At 62.5% G+C, this 2,542-nt stretch carries 4 protein-coding genes; 1 reads left to right on the top strand and 3 read right to left on the bottom strand.

Annotated features, from left to right (window positions below):
* The coding region (locus EN939_RS29465) for a dihydrofolate reductase (RefSeq protein WP_164749007.1) at window positions 1-308 on the bottom strand (308 nt) is incomplete at its 3' end.
* The gene (locus tag EN939_RS29460; protein WP_127271202.1) at window positions 308-1,309 is read right to left on the bottom strand and encodes a DUF4424 domain-containing protein; all 1,002 of its coding nucleotides are present in this window, start codon (window positions 1,307-1,309) and stop codon (window positions 308-310) included. The genes EN939_RS29465 and EN939_RS29460, both read right to left, overlap by 1 nt.
* Window positions 1,310-1,470: 161 nt before the next feature.
* Here EN939_RS29460 and cobF point away from each other — a divergent pair, with 161 nt between their 5' ends.
* Complete coding sequence (gene cobF, locus EN939_RS29455) at window positions 1,471-2,256, top strand: precorrin-6A synthase (deacetylating) (RefSeq protein ID WP_127271200.1); 786 nt, start codon at window positions 1,471-1,473, stop codon at window positions 2,254-2,256.
* A 28-nt stretch (window positions 2,257-2,284) separates the two neighbouring features.
* Here cobF and EN939_RS29450 read toward each other — a convergent pair.
* Window positions 2,285-2,542: winged helix-turn-helix domain-containing protein (locus EN939_RS29450; RefSeq protein WP_127271198.1), on the bottom strand; the 258-nt coding region annotated here is incomplete at its 5' end.

Here is a 2,542-nt window from a genome sequence, read left to right as displayed (position 1 = left end):
ATGACGCACACCTCGTCCACATCGGCCATGCGGCGCCCGCGCTCCGTCGCCAGTTGGATCGCGGCCTCGAGCGAATGTGCCGCCTCGACGCCCTCGGCGCGCCAGGTCTTGTCGCGGGTGACGACGATGTTCAACCTGCCCGGCAGCGGCCGGCCGATGCCCTCATAGGTCTTGCGGCCCATGATGATGGGCTTGCCCATCGTATCGGCTCTGAAGCGCTTGAGATCGGTGGAGAGCCGCCACGGGAGCCCGCCGTCCCGCCCGATCACGCCGTTCTCGGCGATGGCAACGTAGATTGCGACGTGCATCAATTGCCGTCCGTTGGCTCGAGGATCAGGATGTCGATGTCGCGCTCGGGGTAGAAATCATCCGCCGTCATCTCGAATGTCGTCGGTCCGGTCTTTTTGACATTGTCGCCGCAGAACGAGACCAGGGCTTTCGGATTGCCCTTGTCGATCGTCAGCTTGAACTTGCCGATCGTGCCGGTGGCCCAGTTGCCGCCGGTGGTCAGGATATAGGCGATGCGGTTCTCGACATATTTGGGGTAGCCGTCAGGGTCGTCCTTGGCAGCCTTGCGCACCGCATTTTCGAATGTGCCATCCATGCAATAGCGGGCCTTGTAGGCCGCATACTGTCCCTGGAATTTGCCGTCGTAGAAGAAGCTGACTGAAGACGTGCCGCCGACGCTCGGTCTGTAGTGGTGGGAAACATGGACGTCCTTGTTGGCCGGAAAGGTCGAGCGCCACCAGTAGGTCGAACGCAGTTGCCAGAACGGCGTGTAGACCTTGGTCGTCTCGGTGCCGTCGCTGCCGGTGTCCTCGATGATGATGCCGCGGTTGACCCAGTCATCGACAACCGCTTGCGGCAGCTTGGCCAGCGCCGCCTTCGCCGCATCGCCGAATGGATAGAATGGCACGTTTTGCGCCTTCAACTCGGCGCTGATGTCGATGCCGAGCGCAAACACCTTCTGCTCCAACTGCGGCTTGACGGCAACGCCGTCGATCGTCACCTCGAAGCCGAGGAAATTGTCGCTCTGGTTTTCAGGGATCGCCGGGATTTCTTCGGGATTGCCCGATATTTCGGGCACCGGAAAGGCGACAATGGCCTCGACATCCCTGTCGGTGTTGTTATGGAAGACATAGTCGACTGTCACCTTTTCCGGCGAGATGAAAAGGTCCTCGCTTTGCATCGCCACGGCATCGCTGCGCGACAGGATCAGGCCGCCAGTGCCGAGTTCGGCAACCGAATCATTGGCGAAGGCGGGCGCGGGCGACAGGGCCAGCACGGCGGTCAGAATATATCGCAACATGGAAGCCCCTCGGCTGGAATGCTTGCAGGACCCTAGCGGTTTCAACGTGGCGTTCAAAGCCCTTCCGCATCCGCTAGCGCACCATAGGGAGCTGGACTACGGTCTGGACACGCGCCAGCGCGGTCTGGACTAACAGGTTCCGATCGGGCAGGAGTTCGCCCATGCGCAAGCTTCTCGTCATCGGCATCGGCGCCGGCAATCCCGACCACATGACCGTTCAGGCTATATCAGGCCTGAACCAGGCGGATGTGCTGTTCATTCCCGACAAGGGTGCGAAAAAAAATGAACTGGCCGAACTGCGCCGCCGGATATGCGACCGCTTCGTCACCAATCCGAAGTCGCGCCGCGTCGAATTCGACGTGCCGGTGCGCGACATGCCGGTAGAAGATGGGCCGGAGCCCTCCTACCGCGCGACCGTCGATGACTGGCACGAAGCCATCGCCGCCATTTACGAAGGCCTGATCCGCGACGAGATTGCAGGCGATGGCTGCGGCGCCTTCCTGATCTGGGGCGATCCTTCGCTCTACGACAGCGCGTTGCGCATCCTCGAGCGCGTGAGCCAGCGAGGCAATGTGGCGTTCGAACTTGAGGTGATCCCCGGCATTACCGCCGTCCAGGCGCTTGCCGCCAGCCACAAGATGGCGCTGAACCGCATCGGCGATTCCGTCCTCATCACCACCGGCCGCCGCCTGACCGAGGAAGGCATGCCGGACAATGCCGGCAGCGCGGTCGTCCTGCTGGACGGCAAATGCGCCTTCAACACGCTGGCCGACAAGGATGTCGTCATCCATTGGGGCGCCTATCTCGGAACGGAAGACGAGATTCTCATCTCTGGCCGTCTCAGTGATGTCGGCACCGAGATCGAGAGAACCCGTGAAGAAGCGCGCCGGAAAAAGGGCTGGATCATGGACACTTACCTGCTTCGCAAGCCAAGCGCAGAGGATTAGGCCCTACTGCCCTACTGCCCTACTGCCCTCACCCAGCATCAATCTCCGCCTGCAATGCCTCCATATGCGCCGCCGCCGCGGCCGAGGCTGCGCGCTCGATGGCGCGGAAGCGGCTGACCACAGCCAGGCCGACCGCCGTCAACTGTGCGCCGCCGCCCTTGCGGCCGCCGGTCTGTGCCGCCACCAGCGGTTTGCCGAACACCCGGTTCATGTCCTCGACCAGGTCCCAGGCGTGCTTATAGGACATCTCCATGCCGCGAGCGGCGGCCGAGATGGAGCCGAAGGC

Origin of the sequence: Mesorhizobium sp. M7A.F.Ca.CA.002.05.1.1, from assembly GCF_003998335.1 — a bacterium.
In the GTDB taxonomy this organism is placed as follows: Bacteria; Pseudomonadota; Alphaproteobacteria; order Rhizobiales; family Rhizobiaceae; genus Mesorhizobium.
This window is presented reverse-complemented; position numbering and strand designations above follow the sequence as displayed.

What these genes read in the sequence shown, in the direction of transcription:
- EN939_RS29460 (WP_127271202.1), bottom strand. Translation starts at nt 1,309, where the DNA reads ATGTTGCGATATATTCTGACCGCCGTGCTGGCCCTGTCGCCCGCGCCC.
- cobF (WP_127271200.1), top strand. Translation starts at nt 1,471, where the DNA reads ATGCGCAAGCTTCTCGTCATCGGCATCGGCGCCGGCAATCCCGACCAC.